18 protein-coding genes are annotated in these 15,740 nt (G+C 54.1%); 5 read left to right on the top strand and 13 right to left on the bottom strand.

Annotated features, from left to right (window positions below; translation table 11 throughout):
* Positions 1-416: 416 nt before the first annotated feature.
* Positions 417-1,592 carry a M20 family metallopeptidase gene (locus V2P20_RS06995; RefSeq protein WP_331817470.1) on the top strand — a complete coding sequence of 392 codons (1,176 nt, stop codon included), beginning with the start codon at positions 417-419 and terminating at the stop codon, positions 1,590-1,592.
* Positions 1,576-2,730: a YbdK family carboxylate-amine ligase gene (locus V2P20_RS07000; protein WP_331817472.1), complete on the top strand. Its 1,155-nt coding sequence runs from the start codon at positions 1,576-1,578 to the stop codon at positions 2,728-2,730. The genes V2P20_RS06995 and V2P20_RS07000 overlap by 17 nt, the downstream gene beginning before the upstream one ends.
* A gap of 479 nt (positions 2,731-3,209) precedes the next feature.
* On the opposite strand, the gene V2P20_RS07005 is transcribed toward V2P20_RS07000, so the two are convergent.
* From V2P20_RS07005 to atpD, 8 genes are read right to left on the bottom strand one after another with little or no spacing between them, the layout of a single operon-like run.
* The gene (locus tag V2P20_RS07005; RefSeq protein ID WP_331817474.1) at positions 3,210-4,031 is read right to left on the bottom strand and encodes a FoF1 ATP synthase subunit gamma; all 822 of its coding nucleotides are present in this window, start codon (positions 4,029-4,031) and stop codon (positions 3,210-3,212) included.
* Positions 4,028-5,521 carry a F0F1 ATP synthase subunit alpha gene (locus V2P20_RS07010; RefSeq protein WP_331817476.1) on the bottom strand — a complete coding sequence of 498 codons (1,494 nt, stop codon included), beginning with the start codon at positions 5,519-5,521 and terminating at the stop codon, positions 4,028-4,030. The genes V2P20_RS07005 and V2P20_RS07010 overlap by 4 nt, the downstream gene beginning before the upstream one ends.
* Positions 5,508-6,257 (bottom strand): F0F1 ATP synthase subunit delta, encoded by a 750-nt coding sequence (locus V2P20_RS07015; protein ID WP_331817478.1) that lies wholly within the window; start codon positions 6,255-6,257, stop codon positions 5,508-5,510. The genes V2P20_RS07010 and V2P20_RS07015 overlap by 14 nt, the downstream gene beginning before the upstream one ends.
* 15 nt (positions 6,258-6,272) lie before the next feature.
* Positions 6,273-6,539, bottom strand: coding sequence for an ATP synthase F0 subunit C (gene atpE, locus V2P20_RS07020; RefSeq protein ID WP_331817480.1), 267 nt, complete (start codon positions 6,537-6,539; stop codon positions 6,273-6,275).
* 2 nt (positions 6,540-6,541) lie between these two features.
* Positions 6,542-7,210 carry a F0F1 ATP synthase subunit A gene (locus V2P20_RS07025; protein WP_331817482.1) on the bottom strand — a complete coding sequence of 223 codons (669 nt, stop codon included), beginning with the start codon at positions 7,208-7,210 and terminating at the stop codon, positions 6,542-6,544.
* A gap of 32 nt (positions 7,211-7,242) precedes the next feature.
* Positions 7,243-7,515 (bottom strand): AtpZ/AtpI family protein, encoded by a 273-nt coding sequence (locus tag V2P20_RS07030; RefSeq protein WP_331817484.1) that lies wholly within the window; start codon positions 7,513-7,515, stop codon positions 7,243-7,245.
* The gene (locus V2P20_RS07035; protein ID WP_331817486.1) at positions 7,512-7,913 is read right to left on the bottom strand and encodes a F0F1 ATP synthase subunit epsilon; all 402 of its coding nucleotides are present in this window, start codon (positions 7,911-7,913) and stop codon (positions 7,512-7,514) included. The genes V2P20_RS07030 and V2P20_RS07035 overlap by 4 nt, the downstream gene beginning before the upstream one ends.
* Positions 7,910-9,304, bottom strand: coding sequence for a F0F1 ATP synthase subunit beta (gene atpD, locus V2P20_RS07040; RefSeq protein WP_331817488.1), 1,395 nt, complete (start codon positions 9,302-9,304; stop codon positions 7,910-7,912). The genes V2P20_RS07035 and atpD overlap by 4 nt, the downstream gene beginning before the upstream one ends.
* Before the next feature lie 347 nt (positions 9,305-9,651).
* Between atpD and V2P20_RS07045 the strand changes: the two genes are divergently transcribed.
* Both V2P20_RS07045 and V2P20_RS07050 read left to right on the top strand, forming a co-directional pair.
* Positions 9,652-10,344 (top strand): VPLPA-CTERM sorting domain-containing protein, encoded by a 693-nt coding sequence (locus V2P20_RS07045; protein WP_331817490.1) that lies wholly within the window; start codon positions 9,652-9,654, stop codon positions 10,342-10,344.
* A gap of 235 nt (positions 10,345-10,579) precedes the next feature.
* The gene (locus V2P20_RS07050) at positions 10,580-11,050 is read left to right on the top strand and encodes a GNAT family N-acetyltransferase (protein ID WP_331817492.1); all 471 of its coding nucleotides are present in this window, start codon (positions 10,580-10,582) and stop codon (positions 11,048-11,050) included.
* Positions 11,051-11,194: 144 nt separating this feature from the next.
* On the opposite strand, the gene V2P20_RS07055 is transcribed toward V2P20_RS07050, so the two are convergent.
* The 5 genes from V2P20_RS07055 to V2P20_RS07075 form a co-directional block, all read right to left on the bottom strand.
* A complete protein-coding gene (locus tag V2P20_RS07055; protein ID WP_331817494.1) occupies positions 11,195-12,238 on the bottom strand; it encodes an SDR family oxidoreductase in 1,044 nt (347 codons plus the stop codon).
* Positions 12,239-12,583: 345 nt separating this feature from the next.
* Positions 12,584-12,997 carry a nucleoside diphosphate kinase regulator gene (gene rnk, locus V2P20_RS07060; RefSeq protein ID WP_331817496.1) on the bottom strand — a complete coding sequence of 138 codons (414 nt, stop codon included), beginning with the start codon at positions 12,995-12,997 and terminating at the stop codon, positions 12,584-12,586.
* A 268-nt stretch (positions 12,998-13,265) separates the two neighbouring features.
* Positions 13,266-13,514 (bottom strand): hypothetical protein, encoded by a 249-nt coding sequence (locus V2P20_RS07065; protein ID WP_194971052.1) that lies wholly within the window; start codon positions 13,512-13,514, stop codon positions 13,266-13,268.
* A 21-nt stretch (positions 13,515-13,535) separates the two neighbouring features.
* The gene (locus tag V2P20_RS07070; protein ID WP_331817499.1) at positions 13,536-14,351 is read right to left on the bottom strand and encodes an SAM-dependent methyltransferase; all 816 of its coding nucleotides are present in this window, start codon (positions 14,349-14,351) and stop codon (positions 13,536-13,538) included.
* Positions 14,348-14,548 (bottom strand): hypothetical protein, encoded by a 201-nt coding sequence (locus V2P20_RS07075; protein WP_331817500.1) that lies wholly within the window; start codon positions 14,546-14,548, stop codon positions 14,348-14,350. The genes V2P20_RS07070 and V2P20_RS07075 overlap by 4 nt, the downstream gene beginning before the upstream one ends.
* A 464-nt stretch (positions 14,549-15,012) precedes the next feature.
* On the opposite strand from V2P20_RS07075, the gene V2P20_RS07080 reads away from it, so the two are divergent.
* Entirely contained in the window at positions 15,013-15,609 is a 597-nt protein-coding gene (locus V2P20_RS07080; RefSeq protein WP_331817502.1) for a hypothetical protein, read from the top strand.
* The last annotated feature ends 131 nt before the right edge of the window (positions 15,610-15,740 follow it).

The following is a 15,740-nucleotide window of genomic DNA, read 5'->3' on the forward strand; positions in this document are numbered from 1 at the left end:
CATTTTCATCTTTAGATGCCGTTCCTTGAGCTTCTTTTTCAGAGCCATAGGATGATGATATAGACTCCAAAGTGATGCTTGCTGCCATGTTCTGCATGAACGAAAGGAACCTCTCCCTCATTTGATAACTCGATTATGGTTTCTAATTCTTCTATCCAATATTCAAAGATTTTTCCAATCTCCAAGGGTGGATAGTTCTGAAATTTTTATTCCTTTGTTCATTTTTGTATGGGGCTAGACAGCTAACAAATTAGCCAAATATAACAAACTTTTCCCCAAGCCGACCGAGGCATTCCCCATCCGCGACGTTTATCCAATATCGGCCAATGTTTAAACATCAGAGGAATCTTACTCAGCGAATTGAATCAAATATAACAATAGCTTCGTTTTTCAAATAGAAAAGCACTGGGAGGATTATGAGCCGGCTGACATTGATTGAGTCGATATTTCCCCGCATGGTGGAACTGCGCAGGACCTTCCATCGCTACCCGGAGCTGGCGTTTGAGGAGGAGAGAACCGCTCTGGTCATTATGGAGGAACTGCGGCGTCTGGATATTCCTTTCGAATATGGCGGCGTGGGCGGCGGCATTGTCGGCAAGATCACCGGGCAGGACGATGGCCCGGCGATCGCATTGCGGGCCGATATGGACGGCCTGCCCGGCGACGAGACGACCGGACTGCCTTTTGCCTCTGTCAATCCGGGCAAGATGCATGCGTGCGGCCACGACGGCCACATGGCCATGCTCCTGGGAGCGGCGGCCATGCTCAAGGAAAACCCGCCGCCAGGCCGCGTGGTGCTGATTTTCCAGCCGGCCGAAGAGCGAGGGGGCGGCGCCAAAGTGATGATCCAGTCCGGGGCGCTCGACCGCGTGAAGGCGATCTTCGGCGGCCATGTGATGCGCCAGTTCAGGGTGGGCGAGATCATGGTCGCCCATGGCACAATTACCGCCCAGTCCGATAAGTTCACCATCCGGATACGCGGGCGCGGCGGGCATGGCGCGCGGCCTCATGAGACTGTAGATGCCGTAGTGGTCGCCGGTTTGCTGATCATGGCAGTGCAGACCCTGGTATCGCGAGAAATCAGCCCGTTTCACCCTTCGGTGGTGACTATCGGCCAGGTACAGGCCGGCACGGCGGCCAACGTCATTGCCGAGCATGCTGTTTTACAGGGCACGATTCGAACCACCGAGCGCCCGGTGCGAAGACACATCATCGAAGGACTCAAACGCATAGCGAAAGCGACCGGCGCTCTGCATAACGCGATCGTCGATGTGGAAATTTCGGAAGGCTACCCGCCCGTGGTCAATACCCAGCAAGAGGCGGAGATCGCCAGACTCGCGGCGCTTAAGGTAGTCGGGCAGCAGGGGCTGGTCCCTATCGATAATCCGAGCATGGGGGCAGAAGATTTCGCCTATTATCTCAAGCAAATCCCGGGCTGTTACGTCCGTTTCGGCGCCCGGCGCGAAGGCTGGGAAAACATCCCCCTGCACAATCCGGCCTTTGATTTTGATGAAGAAGCCTTGAAGGTCGGAGCGGCCTTCTTCGACGAAGTCGCCAGGGAAGCGATCAGAGCCTATGCCCAGGAAGCCTGAGCACATAACGCATCCGGACTTTGAGTTCAAGGCCTGCGCCGATGCCACGCTGGGCATCGAAATCGAGTTTCAACTGCTGGATCCCGTGACGCTGGATTTGACGGACGGCATATCGGCCCTGCTGGACAATTATCCCGAAACGCCGGCAATCAAGCCGGAGCTGACCCAATGTTCCGTTGAGATCAACTCGAAGGTATGCGCAAACATCCGGGAACTGGAAGCGGATGTGATGTCGCTGGTCAGGACGTTAAAGGAACGCTGTGATGCGCTGGGCATGGCCCTTTGTACCGCCGGCACCCATCCTTTCTGCCGGCATCCGGTCGGCATTACCCCGCGGCCGCGTTATCTCGCCATCGGGGAGAAGATGGGCTATCTGTCGCGCCGGCTGAAAACCTTCGCCCTGCATGTCCATATAGGGATGCCTTCCGGCGATGCGGCGCTTGCCGTCATGACCCTGCTCAAGCCCTATTTGCCCATCTTGTTGGCATTATCGGCCAGCTCGCCTTTTTGGGAAGGAGAGGATACCGATTGCGCCTCATTCCGCCAGCGGTTTCTGGCGATAATGAGAGACTACGGCGTGCCGCCAAGCTTCGGTACCTGGAGCGATTTTGCCGAATTCTTCAGTCACACCCGCGCAGCCGGGCTGAGCTTGATCTGCCGCGATATCCACTGGGATCTTCGCCCTTCCCCCGGCTTCGGCACCCTTGAAGTCAGGGTGATGGATGCGCTGCCCACTGTGCGCGAGAACATCATGATGGCGGCGTTGACATACACCCTGATCGTCTATCTCCTGCGTTGCCACGAACAAAAAGCATTGGGCCATCTTCCTCCGCAGCACTGGTGGATGGAAAAGATGAATCATTTCAACGCCTCCTGCTGGGGGCTGAATGCCGACTATATTGTCGATAACCAAGACCATAGCAGCCCTATCAAGGCAGTGATTGAGGAGACCTTCCGGAAGCTGGCGCCAACCGCGCTTGAACTGGGAACCACAGACTACCTGCGGCATCTGGAAAATCATCTTGTCAACAAACCCAGCTATCTTCGTCAACGTCGGCTTTTTCAGGAAACCGGCTCCTTAAGAACCGTGGCCGCCACGCTGGTCAGGGAATTGGAGGAGGAGCTGGCAACCCGCTGAATATCCGCCGCGTCTACCGTGGGACCGCAGCCCTTGCCAGGGCATTGGCTGGCTGGTTGTGCAGACGGGGGATAGCGCGAAGGGTAAACCGCTTCAGGCTTGCTGCCTGCCTGCGCAGCTCATTGAGCCGATTATCGCCGCGGTGTTCGTCCCATAACTGCACCAAACTCCGATTGTCGGTGTAAAGCCATAGCCATTTTTGCTGTCTTTCCGTGGCGCATTGCACGACGGCTGCCAGTGCGGCCAGTTCAGCAGCGGGTTGCCAAATAAAAAGCGTGTCTGGCTGCCGTATTTACAAGCTTTTTCACTTCATTCACGAAACACAAGCTTATCCACAAAAACTGTGGATAACTCTGTTAAAAAAACAGGGAATTCATCCCCAAACCCTTGTTATTCAGTCATTTGAATCAGTTTGGCTAAAAGTTGGCCGAGTGCGAGATACTCCTAATAAAGTTGGAGCGCCGAATTCATCCTCTTCCTTAAAGATTTTCCACATTCAACAGTATGACTTCAATTTCCTCGGTGATTTCTTCCTGTCGATGGATCTGAAATTTCCGGCGCAGTTTTACCGTGTCATTGTCGAGATGCAGCACCGCGCCGTCCAGATGCTGCAAGCGCAGGTGATTTTCCGCCATCAGCGACGTGTAGCAGAGCTTATGCATTACGGCGAATAAATAATGCTCCACCATGTCTGCGAAGAAATCGGCCGGATCAAGGTTCAGCAGCGGCGGAAAACCGGAGCGGGGATGGCTCTGAGCAGTTTGCTGAAAAGGCGGCAACAGGGTCAGATGAGAGAGCCGGTTAAGCGCGTTGTCGTGATAGATGGCTTTCAATTCAAAGAAACCGCGCGTTTCCTGCAAAGAAGTAACTGTGCCGAGCAGGCGGTTAACGACGTCGGGTACTTCTTCCGCCGTATTGGCGCCTTCTATCGTAGCTATCGGTTCGGGATAAGCATCCGGCCACTTGTTGACCAGCCTGCTGCCGATAATAATGACGTCCGCGTAGGCCGCCGTCGCCATTTCATTGATCAGGCTGTCATTGAAATCACCGCAAAGGCCCCGCTCGGACCCGATCACAATAACGATAGGGGCCGCGCTGCCAGCGGTATCCGGTACATAAGGGTAAAACGTAAGGAAATCCGCGGCCGCATCTTCAATGGCTTCGACGACCTTGTTCTGCACGGTTTGAAAGCGGAGCAATTTATGAATTTCTATAAACGCGAGATTTTTCATCGAGTTTAAAATACTCCGGATGTCCTCCATCTGGCCGATGTGCTGCCGCAGACGCCGGCTTTGGCTCATGGCTGCAGCTCCGGCTTGATGCCCAGCCAGTCTCTGACAGCTTGCAGCCACTGCTCGGGGCTGCTGTTCAGCGTCAGCGACGTTTCACTAATGCCTCGCTGGAGCCGTGCCAGAAAATCTTTGATGTCCTCCGGCTTGGCCTGGTCGAACAAGTGTTCGTTGAAGGCGATCAGCCAGGCGAGTTGAAAAGCACTGCTGAGCGGACTCAGCCGGTCCTGCTTGAGAATTTCCCGCAGCACGCGCCCGCGTTGAATCCGTGCCTCCATCGAGGCCTCCAGGCGCTGGCCGAACCGGGAAAAGGCTTCCAGCTCCAGAAACTGCAGATAATCCAGCTTCATGCGTCCGGCCTGGCTGCTGATGCTCGGATGCTGGGCCTTGCCGCCTATCCGCGAGACCGACTTGGCGATGTCGATGGCGGGGCGGAATCCCGATGCGAACAGATTGGCATCCAGATAGATCTGGCCGTCGGTAATGGAGATCAGATTAGTAGGAATATAGGAGGCAATTTCGCCTTGCTGGGTTTCGACGATGGGCAGGGCCGTCATGCTGCCGCCGCCGTTTTCGGCATTCAGGCAGGTCGAGCGTTCCAGCAGCCGGGAATGCACGAAGAAAATATCGCCGGGATAGGCTTCGCGCCCGGGCGGGCGGCGCAACAACAAGGACAGTTCGCGGTAGGTCCTGGCGTGGGTCGACAAGTCATCATAGATGACCAGCGTGTCGCGGCCCTGCGCCATCCAGTATTCGGCCAGCGCGCAGCCGGCGAACGGCGCGATATATTGCAGGCCGGGCAAGGCGCTGGCTTCGGCCACGACGCAGACGGTGTAGTCCATGGCGCCTTGTTTTCTCAAGGTTTCAATGGTCTTTACCACGGTCGATCGTTTCTGGCCGATCAACACATAAATGCAGACCACATTTTTATCTTTCTGATTGATCACGGTGTCGATCGCGATCGAACTGCGGCCCAGGCCTTCGTCGCCGATCAGCAATTGCCGCTGGCCTCTGCCGATCGGAATCAGGGTATCGATGATTTTAATGCCGGTATACAGCGGCCTATGAACAAAATCCCGGGCGATAATCGGCGGCGATGCTTTTTCCAGACAGCTCCGCTCGACGGAGACCGGAGCGGGGCTGCCGTCGAGCGGCGCGCCCAAGGGATCGACCACCCTGCCGATGAAAGTGTCTCCGACCGGTATGCTGGGCGCATGCTTGGACAGACGGACCGGCGTGCCGGCCGTCAGCGCTTCGGTTTCATACAGCAGGATCGCTCCGACCAGGTCGCGGTTGAGGTCGAACACCATGGCCCGGCTGCCGTCGCCGAAAACCAGAATGTCTTCGATGGCTGCCGAAGGCAGTCCCTTGATCCAGGTAATGCCGTCCCCGACCGTTACGACCGTGCCTTGTTCGGTGACCCGAAGCCCCGGCTGATACTGATCCAGCCAGGCGCTTTGCTTGTTTACCAGGTCGGCGGCTTCGGGTTCAATCAGATCCATGGGCAATCTCGGCAAAACCGGCTAGTTCATGCTGCAGGTTGGCGTGCAGGACCCAGGCGCCGATGTCGATGCGCAGGCCGGCGATCAGCTCGGCATCCTGGGCATAATGAAACACATCGGGCCTGTCGATGAGCGCCCCCAGCTTTTGCTCCAGCTTTTGCCTTAACTCGTCCGGAAGGGGATAGGCGCTGGTAATGAGGATGGACACCGATTTTTCAGCGTCTAGCATTTTCAGGCAGCGCCTGCATTCCTCGGGCAACTCATTGAAATGCTCCAGCAGCATGGCGCACAAGCGCGCTTCCAGTTCGGGGCCGGCGGCTTGCCGCAGCACCAGGCCGGCAAAGCGGGCGCCGTTCTGCAGCGCTTTTTCTTCGGCCTGACGCTGAATATCATGCTGCTGACGGGACAGGATGACTTTGGCTTTTTGCCGCTCCTGCTCAAGATCGGCCTGTAACTGGTCCATTTGCGTTTTTCTTTCGGCCTCGATTTCCCGGCGCAGCACACCGGACGCGGCCTGTTTTTCCTGCTCCCACTCGTTTTGCCGGTTTTCGTAGTGTTGGCGCAAATCTTCGGCTTCCTGCCGCAATTTCTGGGCATCGGCCAGTGTCTGATCGATGTACTGTTTGCGCCGGGCAATGACGGCCAGAACCGGCTTATAGAAAAGCCGTTGCAAGATCCAGATCAGGATCAGGAAATTGGCGATTTCAAGCGCAAAGGTGGTGAGGTTGAATTCCATGGCTGCCTGGCTTGATTACTTGGTGATGAGCTCGAGCAATGGATTTCTGAACAAGACGATCAGAATAATCACCAGGCAGTAGATAGCCAGCGATTCGATCATCGCCAGCCCGATAAACAACGTCCGCATGAGCGACTGTTCCGATTCCGGCTGGCGGGCCAGCGCTTCCAGCGCGCTGCCGATCGATTTCCCCATGGCCAATGCCGGCCCTATGACGCCTATGGCGATGCCGATAACGGCGGCGACGGTAGAACCCAGCACGATTAAGGAGATGTCTGTCATATCTATTCCTGTTGATTATTAAGTTGTTGGGATTGTATCGCACCGGCCAGATAAATCAGCGCCAGCATGCCGAAAATATAAGCCTGCACCAGCGCTTCGATGATATGCAGCATCAGGATCGGAACCGGCGCGAGAAAACCTGCGACCAGCAATACCAGCATTGCCGCCGTTTCCAGACTCATGATATTGCCGAACAGACGGACCGCCAGCGCCAGCGTTCGGGTAAGTTCGCTGATGATATGAAAAGGCAGCAAAATCGGGCTGGGCATCAGATAATGATGCAGATATTTTTTTAGCCCCTGCGTTTTGATACCGAACCAGTGCACCGAAAAAAACACCAGCACGGCCAGCGCCGAAGTGACCGAAAGATCGCGTGTCGGCGAATGCAGGCCGGGTATTAAGCCAAGCAGATTGGCAACGATCAGAAACAGCCATAAGGTCGCGATAAAAGGCATGATCTGCCGGCCGTGTACCGGTTCGACTGCAAGGATGGCTTCCTCCAGCGCGGAAACGATACCTTCCACCGTAGCCTGTAAGGGGCCGGGCATCATGTCCAGATGTCGGGTGACAAGCCAGGACAGCACAGCAATGAACAGCATGATGCCCCAGGTGGTCAGAATGGATAAGCTGATAGCCAGTGGCCCGAGCGTAAAGATAAATTCATTTTCCATGATTTAATTTACCAGAGAGACTATCCAAAGCTTTATTTATTTTGAATGAGAAAATAAACGTTAAAAATACCGACCACAATGCCGGCAAACATCAGGCTGAGAGTCCAGCATATCGGAGAGCCCGGCATGATGCTGTCCAGCCAGTGGCCCAGGTAGACGCCGCCGATGATGGGCAGCACCATGACCAGCCCAAGCGTTCCGAGATAGACCGTTTGCGCAAGCAGATTCGGGCGTTCCCGCTCCGCCTTTTTCATGCGCCTGACCTGATTGTCTACCTGCTGTTTTAATCGCCGCCGGTGCGTCATAGCATTTCCCACTTGAGCGCCCGGAGCCGCGTCAGCATGGCCTGTTCCATTTTTTGCAGGCTGGTTTTGGTCGCGCGCAGATCTTCTTCCTCGGCTATGAATTGCTGTTCCAGTAATGCGCTGATGCGGTCGAGGTCTGTATCTACCATGAAGCGCCGCGTGCTGAGCGTCAGCTCGTTATTGTTGAAATACAGGACCGCGCCGGGCAATGCCAGGTATTGCCAATCCTCTTCGCCTTGCCGAAAGCGCGCCAGACCGAAGACGAGCGTGGTCATGAACCGGGCATGGTTGGCGCGAATGCCGAAGTTGCCCGACGCATCCTCGCCGATGAAGGCCGTTACGCCCGTTATGCGCTGTTCCTGGGTGGCATCGTATAATTGCAGTGCGAATGCTTTCATGCCGGTTCCTGCATGCTGCCGCGCATATAACACTGGGCTTCGGGCAAGTCATCATAATTCCCGGCCAGAAAAGCCTCGCAGTCGGTCAAGGTCTGCTCGAGCGGAACCGAGACGCCGGTTTGCCGGGTGTGCTGGGCCAGAACCGCAAACGGCTGGGTCAGATAGCGCTGCAATTTGCGGGCGCGCATGACGATTTTCCGGTCCCGTTCGGACAATTCCTCGATGCCCAGCATGGCGATGATATCTTCCAGTTCCTCATAGCGCGCCAGATGCTCGCGCACGCTCTCGGCCACGTTGTAATGACGGTCGCCCAAGGTATGGCGGTCCATCAGGTGGCTGCCGGAGCGCAACGGGTCGACGGCGGGGTAGATGCCCTTGCTGGCCTGGTCCCTGGACAGAATGACGGTGGTGTCCAGATGGCTGAGAATGGCGCTGACTGCCGGATCGGTCATGTCGTCCGCCGGCACGTAGACGGCCTGAACCGATGTGATGGCGCCGTGGCGGCTGGACAGAATGCGGTCCTGCAGTTCGGCGACTTCCGTGGTCAGGGTCGGCTGGTAACCCACCGTGGCCGGCATGCGGCCGAGCAGGCTCGATACCTCGCTGCCGGCCTGCACGAACCGAAAGACGTTGTCCATCACGAACAGGACTTCCTTGTGCAGGGTATCGCGCAGGTATTCGGCATAAGTCAGAGCCGACAGGCCGACGCGGAAGCGCACGCCGGGCGATTCGTCCATTTGCCCGAACACCATCAGGGTGTCGGACATGACCTTGGCCTGCTCCATCTCCCGCCATAATTCATGGGCTTCGCGAATGCGCTCGCCGACGCCGGCAAACACGGAAACGCCCTGGTGGATCGCCGAAACCGCATGGATGAATTCCATCACCAGTACCGTTTTGCCGACGCCGGCGCCGCCGAACAGCCCGGTTTTGCCGCCTTTGACGAAAGGGCACAGCAGATCGATGACCTTGATGCCGGTCTGCAAAATGCCGCTGATGCCGGTCGCTTCCGACAAGGCCAGCGGTTTCGAATGGATATTGCGGAATTCGGTTTGAGGCAGCGGACTGCCGCCGTCCAGCGGCTCGCCGAAGATGTTCAATAACCGCCCTAGGCATTGTCTGGAAACCGGAAGCTGCAGCGGCGCGCCGGTGTCGTAAACAGTCAAGCCCCGGCTCAGGCCCGACGTGCCGTGCAGCGTAATCGCCCTGACATGCCTTTCATCGAGATGCTGATGCACTTCGAACATGTAGACGGTATGATCGAAACGGGTGCATAAAGCCTGGCGCAAGGGCGGCAGCCGGTCGCAGTCGATAATGACCACAGGGCCATGAATTTCGGCGATGATCCCGATCGGATGTCGATCTTCTTGTTGAACCGGCAAACTATTCAATGGTGCTCGCTCCGCTGATTGATGATGGATGCGCCTGGCGCTTTCATTTTCCGGCAACTCCTCCGCGCCTTGATTATTAGTATTACAAAACGCAGTCCTCACGGCAACGGGAGATGCCCAAGTTTTGTGTCTATGAAGAAGCATGCATTTTTACCTCTGAACCGAAAAGCGGCCTGCCATTAATTCGATTATGTGACAGACTTCACAACACAAATTAAAAATATGGTCTAGCCTAGCGTCCTGCCTATGCGGCAGGTATGCCCGCCATCTTTTGCGAGGCAAGAGATCAAGCATACGCTCAATTCAAATACTTTAATAAAAATAAGGATTTAAAAATGGATTTAAAAATGAAGAAAAAACATTCCTTAACGCTATTGGCATTGGGACTGATGCTCTCACTCAATGCCAACGCCGCATTTATTAATGGCAGCTTTGAAACGCCGCGTTTTACGCCGGGTACTGCCGACTGGACACTCTACTCTGACAGCACCGAAGGAATAGGCTGGAAAACCACTGCTACTGACCACCAGATTGAGTTATGGAGCGATAACTTTCAAGGAGTCGCCGCTTATGATGGCGCCCAGTTCGCGGAATTGAATGCCAATCAGGTATCCACGCTTTACCAAGACGTTGCCGGCATCGCAGCGAACAGCATTTTAGATTTTCATTTCGCTCACCGCGGCAGGCTAGGCGCCGACACCATGCAATTGGATATCGTTGACCTGGGTGCCGACAACCTGTTCGGAGGCGGGGACGATACTACACTGTTCAGCAACCAATACAGCGATGACAACACGGCCTGGGGCTTTTACACCAGCGATGGCCTGGCACCCATCGTTGCATTAGGCAATACCCTTCGTTTCTCTTATATCTCGATTGCAGCGGCAGGCGGTAACCCGGCTGTCGGCAACTTCATTGATGCGGCCGACTTTGGCGTTGGCGTAAATGATCCTTCGCCAGTGCCCGTTCCTGCCGCCTTCTGGTTATTCGGTTCGGCACTGGCCGGATTGGGCGTTTTCGGCAAACGCCGCACTGCCTAAGACATCAACCAAAATGGCACGGTCTGTTCAGCCGGAAACCTAAGATTTCCGCACTATAAAGAAACCCGCCCGGCGAAAGCTGCTGCGGCGGGTTTTTTATTTCTCTTCCCGTCTGTGGAGTATTGCCGGCCGCCATCGTTAGTTTGACAGGATGTGTCCCGGGATGAGATACATCAATTGCAACCGATGCGCTTCCACATGCCGGCGCATCTTATAGCCTTAAGGAAGATCGAAAATGACTATTGCGATTAAGCCGGCAGCACCGGAACAATCCCCTGAAATAGCAGAGATGGTGGGACAGTTGCTGGCAGAAATAATGAGCAGAATCGATGTAAAAGCTTTCAATTTTGATCGTAACCAAACTGCGGAAAGACTGCGGCGGTTTTTGGCGGATCAGAAATACCTCGTGTTTGTGGCAGAAGACGCAGGCAAGCCGGTGGGATTCATAGCGCTTTATGAAAGCTATGCGCTCTATGCTGAAGGAGCGTTTGGAACAATAGCGGAGCTTTACGTACGCCCTCAATACCGTTCACAAGGCGTCGGTAAAAAACTCATCGACAGGGCAAGAGAGCTTGCCGCGGTGAAGGAGTGGACCCGGCTCGAAGTTACGACGCCGCCTCTTCCCCAGTTTGAAAGAACGCTCGAATTCTACGGGAAAGAAGGATTCACTATTACAGGCGGCCGCAAGCTCAAGGCAGGCCTGTGATGTACAAGCCTTAATGATCGCTTTGAAAGGCTGCGTTCTCTTTCGTTGCGCTCCTGGCAAGCCGCCCCGTGTCAAGATGAACCTGCCAGCCAGGCGTTTGTGCCGATACTCACAAAAGCCGATGAGCTGATTGTCCGCCGGTAATTATTTTACAGCCGCTACCAGCTTCTTCGGCTTAATCTCGGCAAATGAGCCGCGTTCCTTGATATATAACCCCGCCAGAAAAGCGCCGCCGACCATTAACATACTCCATAGAAGAGGATGAAATTTGGTTTGTTGATACAGGCTATTTTCCAGAACGAAGCGCTCTTCCGCGCCTCGCTCATGCAGTCTGGAGTTGGTTGCATAAAGGCCGTCAGACCGGTTTGCCTCTGCCTTTTTGCCCGAGTTCTGCCTTGAATCGATCATGGTTTCATTCATTTTCTCATAGAGACGGGGCGTGTGCAGGGCCATGACAGAATTAAGCTTCGCCATGTCGCCGACAAAAAATTCCCGTTTCGCGTGTTCAGCGCAGTAGAGTATAGCTTCGGCGACAAGCTCCGGCGCATACACCGGCACTGGCAGCTTCGGCTCATACGACAGATAATTTCTTGCATCCTCAGGAAATGGCGTGTGAGTCGCTGTCGGTTTAATCAGCGTCACGGATACCGGCAGGCCATCAGCTTCAAGCTCCATGCGCAGGCTATTGGTGAACCCTTTGACGGCGTGTTTCGAAGCCGCATAAAGGCCTTGCAGCGGTAAGGAAGCATCGGAAGCTTCGCTGCCCACATTGATGAGCGCTCCGCCTTTGCTGCGCAAATGCTCCACGGCGATCTTGGAGCCGTTGACCACGCCCCACAGGTTCGTTTCGAACAAACGGCGCAAATCTTCCTCCGGCACGTCCATTATCCGCCCGTAAATGGAGACGCCCGCATTATTCACCCAAGTGTCATAACCGCCAAACTCGGCGATGGCTTTATCCGATGCGGCCTGCAGCGCACTTTTGTTGGCCACGTCCGCAACCGCATAAATGGCCTGTCCGCCAGCGGCGATTATTTCATCCGTCAAATCGCGCAACGCTTTCTCATTCCGTGCAACAAGAGCCACTTTGGCGCCCTCTTTCGCCGCCAGACGCGCCGTCGTCAGGCCGATACCTGAAGTGGCGCCCGTAATAACCAGAGTTTGTTCTGCTAACGGTTTTAAATTCATATGCTTGCCTCGTGTCTGTGTCTCCGGTTTACATTCGCCTTGTTACAAGACGGGAGGTTAACTCATCAGAAAATACCCACTGAATCAGCACACAGCATCGATGCCTCGCTTCAAGCCCATGAATTTTTTTATTCAGCGGCAACAGCTGGCATTTCTAACGAACAAACAAGGTTAGTCCTTTATCAGAAAATTTCCGTACGGTATCCAACCGACATCCGGTAAAGTACCCGTAGGTTTTGACAGTTAGCTCGACGGCGTTATGGGTGCGGGCTTGATCTTTCAGTCTTCTCATAACAGCCGAACCGGAAGCGCAAGAGCCTGCTGCGCTTTGGGCCGGCAGGCCGTTCACCGATGATGCACGCCGGCACGTTCGGGTTGATAGGTAATTTCCTTGATGCGCACTCGCAACACGCCACCGCCCGGCTTGGGCCATTCGATTTCATCGCCTTGAGAAAGCCCAAGCAAGGCGCTGCCAACAGGTGCAAGAATGGAAATCCTCTCGCCCGAAGCGTCAATATCCTTGGGATAGACAAGCCTCAGGCAGAACTCCTCGGACGAAGATTCGATTTCAAACCTCACAGTGGAATTCATCGTTACCACTGTGGGCGGAACATCCTCCGGATCTACTATTTCCGCACGCGCCAGCTCACGCTCCAACTCGTCCTTTCCCGGAAAAGACTTGCCCGGTAATGAATCAATAAGACTCTCGAGCCGTTCCGCGTCTAGCGACGAGATTATCAATTTCGGTTTCGCATACATTTCAGGTCTCTTAGGTTTCTGTTAGTACGAATGCATAAGCCTAACATGACGTATATAACATCAAATGTTCGTATAACTTAATTTACCGTCTGTCTTTCGTGATGTTTCAATTGATCGTTTTTATTGTTGCCAGTTCAGACGAATAGCTCAGGGTGTACAAACTAATCCGGCATAGCCTCTTTTGCCCGACAGCCAGGTAGGGTATGCATCGCATACCTTTTTTGAAGTTTGATTCATGAAGATAATGCGTGATGAGTAACCTGCTTCATTAACCCTTCAATCTCCTCATAACAGCGGAACTGGATGTGCAAGTCGCCAGCAGCTTGCCGCCGGGACTTTTGACTTCGGCCCGCAGATCAACCTGCATGGGCGTTATTTTTACCATATCCAGAAACTCGCCTTGCATTGCCTTGAAGATTTTGGGCGGCAGTTCCAGCCCGTATTCGGTCCTGCCGACTCCCTGATTTTCACTGACAGATAATCCTGTATCGAGTTGCCCGCGCTTTGGGTTAAACAAAAGATCAATTCCTACAAATGGTTATCGCCTAAGCGCCCGTTCAAAGACAAAAATCGAATAGCCATGCACCAGTGTTCTCATAAAAACGTTAAACAGCAGCATGGGCGCTTTTACCGATCCGTACTCCACGGCTTTGCCGGCGATGGAATGCTTTTGAGCGATCTGATAGCCGCAGCGGCAGAATAATTCGGCGGGATTGGGCAACGTATACCTGAAATCGGCGCCCAGCCTGCCCAATTTCTGCTGCAGGGTGTAGCTGTATTTGTTGAAAAACTTTTCCGTCATGAGGTCGCAGACCAGTTTATGCGCCGGAAACAACCGGCGCAAGGTTTTCAGGGTCTGCCTGATGGCATCTTCTTGCAGATAAATAAAAACGCCTTCTATGACGACCATGACGGGCTCATCGGTGGAAAATGCCTGCAGTTTCTCTTCCAGCGATTCGGTTTCAAAATCGATCGCGATGCGTTGCAGTCGGTTTTTGCATGCTTCAACCGGCAGCCGCTCGTTTTTATAGGCGATGATTTGCGGCTCGTCCAGTTCGATCCATACGCCGCCGTCAAGCCGGTAGGCACGGCTGTCAAAGCCGGCGCCGACCAGGATGATCTTCAAATCGGGATTCCCGACCAGCGCCTGCCGTATGCAGTCGTCGATAATCCTATGCCTTGCCACATTGCCGGCATTGGGATTGGTTTCTTCTTTGAAAGCGGAAAAAATGTTCAAGCCGCGCTCATCCATAAAAACCCTGGCGTAGGTGTCCCGGCAGACCGGGTTTGCAGTTTCGGCATCCTGCATGCGGACCCCGCAGCAATAAAAAGCGGTATTGGATATCGGTTTCATAGTGTCCTTTTTTGGGTGGAGGTAAAGGTTTTGTCGCGTTTTTTGTTGCAGATATTCATAGCCAGGCGCATCCGCCGGCAGCAATCACGATTAAGGCCGCTAGAGCGTCCGTTCAGGGCGTGAGAGAAGTTCGGGCTCAGAAAGGCAACCGGCGCGATCGGCAGCGGTGCGAATGAAGGTTGCAGAAGTACGGGCATGAAAGCTCCTTGTATGCCTGATGTGGAAGCAGCCATTGCCGCTTATTATCCATGTTAGAAATCATTTTAAGCATTTTTCAAGCACGGATCAATCCGGCGCATCAGCTTCCGTCTCATGCATTTGATGATGTTTTGTTTGAAGAATGTGTGGAATGACACAGTTTTAGTGCGACAAATGCCCTATTTTAAACGCTTCAACCAGAGGCAAAGCCGCTACGGCACTGGTTTTCCAAAGGCAAAACCTTTAATACGCTGCAGATTGCATGCCAACTATAGAGGCATATTGTCGCGCGTCATCATGTCGCATTTTCAAAGAGCTCCGGGATGGATACACTGCCCCCAACTCTTGTATGCGCTCTTTATGAGAACTTGAGTTCTTTTTTATCCTTCCTTTCAAATGCGGGCTTTCCGCCCGCATTCTTTTTCAGCTCATTAAATCCAAGATTGAATATTTAAGGAGTGTTATGATTTTTTTCGATAAGCAGAACTTTCAATTCCCTCAAGATCTCGATCTGGAAAACAAGCTGTTTTTGCCGACATCGAAGCTCTATGCGCAGTTGAACGTCCAACTGCAGGCGCTGTATCAGGATATCCGCACAGCACTGATCGATAGCCATGCGCTGATAGCGTCATCGGCCAAACAGTTGTATGAACAACCGGGGCCAACCCTGGCAGCCTGGTATGATCAGGCCGCTGGCCGCGCTGCCGAACTTCAGGCACAAATCAACGAAGAGCTGTTGCCGAAAGCACAGGCCTCTTACCAACAGCTTGTTGCCGATGTAGCCGATGCGGGGCGTGAAACACAGCTTTATCTACAGAATTTCATGGAAAATCCTGAAGCCGCTGCAGCGGCGGCGATCCAGCCCGTCACGGCTTACCTTGCTGCAGCGACCGAAGCGGCTGAAGCGGCATTGGTAAGCGGTTATTACGCCTTAGGCAGCCTGATCAGCCAACTCATGAAGCAGCCTGCTGAAACACTGGAAGCCTCTATTCATTACCTGCTGTCGGAGTTGCTTGAGCTCTATTTTCGGGCAATCTCTTCGTTATTGATACAAATTTAGCCGCAGCAGCGACATCGTTCCCACGCTCCGGCGCTCATCGTTATACACAAGTCCACGAAAGACTATAGTATAACTAAAGAGACTCTTTGGAGAACGGCTATGAACGATTGGGCACACGAAGAAGTCAAGTC

This window comes from Methylobacter sp. Wu1, from assembly GCF_036553575.1.
In the GTDB taxonomy this organism is placed as follows: Bacteria; Pseudomonadota; Gammaproteobacteria; order Methylococcales; family Methylomonadaceae; genus Methylobacter.

Coding starts and splice junctions, on each gene's coding strand:
- V2P20_RS06995 (WP_331817470.1), top strand. CDS start 417: ATGAGCCGGCTGACATTGATTGAGTCGATATTTCCCCGCATGGTGGAA.
- V2P20_RS07015 (WP_331817478.1), bottom strand. CDS start 6,257: ATGGAATTCAACCTCACCACCTTTGCGCTTGAAATCGCCAATTTCCTG.
- V2P20_RS07080 (WP_331817502.1), top strand. CDS start 15,013: ATGATTTTTTTCGATAAGCAGAACTTTCAATTCCCTCAAGATCTCGAT.
- V2P20_RS07050 (WP_331817492.1), top strand. CDS start 10,580: ATGACTATTGCGATTAAGCCGGCAGCACCGGAACAATCCCCTGAAATA.
- V2P20_RS07075 (WP_331817500.1), bottom strand. CDS start 14,548: ATGCCCGTACTTCTGCAACCTTCATTCGCACCGCTGCCGATCGCGCCG.
- V2P20_RS07070 (WP_331817499.1), bottom strand. CDS start 14,351: ATGAAACCGATATCCAATACCGCTTTTTATTGCTGCGGGGTCCGCATG.
- V2P20_RS07035 (WP_331817486.1), bottom strand. CDS start 7,913: ATGAAAGCATTCGCACTGCAATTATACGATGCCACCCAGGAACAGCGC.
- V2P20_RS07010 (WP_331817476.1), bottom strand. CDS start 5,521: ATGGATCTGATTGAACCCGAAGCCGCCGACCTGGTAAACAAGCAAAGC.
- atpE (WP_331817480.1), bottom strand. CDS start 6,539: ATGACAGACATCTCCTTAATCGTGCTGGGTTCTACCGTCGCCGCCGTT.
- V2P20_RS07055 (WP_331817494.1), bottom strand. CDS start 12,238: ATGAATTTAAAACCGTTAGCAGAACAAACTCTGGTTATTACGGGCGCC.
- rnk (WP_331817496.1), bottom strand. CDS start 12,997: ATGTATGCGAAACCGAAATTGATAATCTCGTCGCTAGACGCGGAACGG.
- V2P20_RS07030 (WP_331817484.1), bottom strand. CDS start 7,515: ATGACGCACCGGCGGCGATTAAAACAGCAGGTAGACAATCAGGTCAGG.
- V2P20_RS07005 (WP_331817474.1), bottom strand. CDS start 4,031: ATGAGCCAAAGCCGGCGTCTGCGGCAGCACATCGGCCAGATGGAGGAC.
- V2P20_RS07000 (WP_331817472.1), top strand. CDS start 1,576: ATGCCCAGGAAGCCTGAGCACATAACGCATCCGGACTTTGAGTTCAAG.
- V2P20_RS07025 (WP_331817482.1), bottom strand. CDS start 7,210: ATGGAAAATGAATTTATCTTTACGCTCGGGCCACTGGCTATCAGCTTA.
- V2P20_RS07045 (WP_331817490.1), top strand. CDS start 9,652: ATGAAGAAAAAACATTCCTTAACGCTATTGGCATTGGGACTGATGCTC.